Genomic DNA, 1,445 nt, shown 5'->3' on the forward strand with positions numbered 1-1,445 from the left:
TGCGCATGATGTTCTCCGTAAGTTGTTGGGCGGCCCAGGAGGGCCGGATGTGGCTGATGATGTCTTGCCTCGAGTGGCTTTCCAGGAGTGGCCGTCCGGCCCTCCGGGGTGCCCTGGCTGCTGATTGAGATATGCGCGCGATACGTGGTCGCTGATTACGGAGACGACAGCGGGGTGCTCCTGGGACCGAACCTGTGCCGTAACGAGCGAGGAGTACTGGGTGAACCCACCACGGGCCCGGGCGTGGGCCGGTGTCGACGCTGGTAAAGGTCACCATTGGGCAGCGGTTGTCGATGCCACCGGTACCACGCTGTGGTCGAAGAAGATCGACAATGACGAGACCGCGATCCTGACCGCGTTGGGTGAGATCCTCGCCCTGGCCGAGGAGGTGTCCTTCGCTGTCGATATCTCCGGCACCGCGTCGGCATTGTTGCTGGCCTTGCTCGCCGCGCACGGCATTTCCGCGGTGTATGTGCCCGGACGAACCGTCAACCGCATGTCGGGCGCCTACCGGGGAGAAGGAAAAACCGATGCCAAAGACGCTTACGTCATCGCTGAAACATCCAGGCACAGAAATGATTTCACGACGATCGAGGTGCCCGCGCAGTTGGCGGCCGACCTCGCGTTGCTGACCGCGCACCGCGCTGATCTGGTCGCGGACCGGGTCCGGATGATCAACCGGCTGCGTGATGTGCTGACCGGGGTGTTCCCCGCGTTGGAACGGGCTTTCGACTACAGCGCTCACAAGGGGGCGTTGGTGCTGTTGACCGGGTATCAAACCCCGGCCGCGATCCGCCGCCGCGGGCACACCCGGTTGACGGCGTGGCTGGCCAACCGGCACGTCCGCTCCGCCGAGACCGTCGCGGCCACCGCGATCGCGGCCGCGGCCGCTCAGCAGACCACTCTGCCCGGTGAGGCCGTGGCCGCGCAGATCGTGGCCGAGCTCGCGCGGGCGATCCTGGATCTCGACGACCGGATTAAACGCCTCGAAGGCCAAATTCGGGACACCTTCCGCGAGCACCCACAGGCCGAGGTCATCGAGTCCTTGCCCGGGTTCGGTCCGATCCTGGGAGCGGAATTGGTCGTCGCCGCAGGCGATCTGGCGTCCTACACCGATGCCGGGCATCTGGCGTCGGCGGCGGGGTTGGTGCCGGTCCCTCGTGATTCCGGTCGACGGACCGGGAACCTGCATCGCCCGAAACGCTACAGCCGGCGGTTGCGCCGGGTGTTCTACCTGTCGACGCAGACCAGCATCATCCGCGACGGGCCGAACCGGGACTTCTACCTGAAGAAGCGGAGCGAGGGCTGCAAGCACGTGCAGGCGGTGATCGCGTTGGCTCGGCGGCGAGTCGCGGTGTTGTGGGCGTTGCTGCGCGACGATCGAGTGTTCACCCCCGCTCCGCCGGTCGCGCTCGCAGCTTGACAACCTCATTAAGACTCCTGGA

The 1,445-nt window shown here is 66.0% G+C and carries 1 protein-coding gene; it reads left to right on the plus strand.

What is annotated here, in order from left to right:
* The first annotated feature begins 220 nt into the window (after positions 1 to 220).
* On the plus strand, positions 221 to 1,423 hold the full coding sequence (locus tag NN2_RS35645) for an IS110 family RNA-guided transposase (protein ID WP_063019668.1): 1,203 nt from the start codon (positions 221 to 223) through the stop codon (positions 1,421 to 1,423).
* Positions 1,424 to 1,445 lie beyond the last annotated feature (22 nt).

The organism is Nocardia nova NBRC 15556 (assembly GCF_001613005.1).
In the GTDB taxonomy this organism is placed as follows: domain Bacteria; phylum Actinomycetota; class Actinomycetes; order Mycobacteriales; family Mycobacteriaceae; genus Nocardia; species Nocardia nova.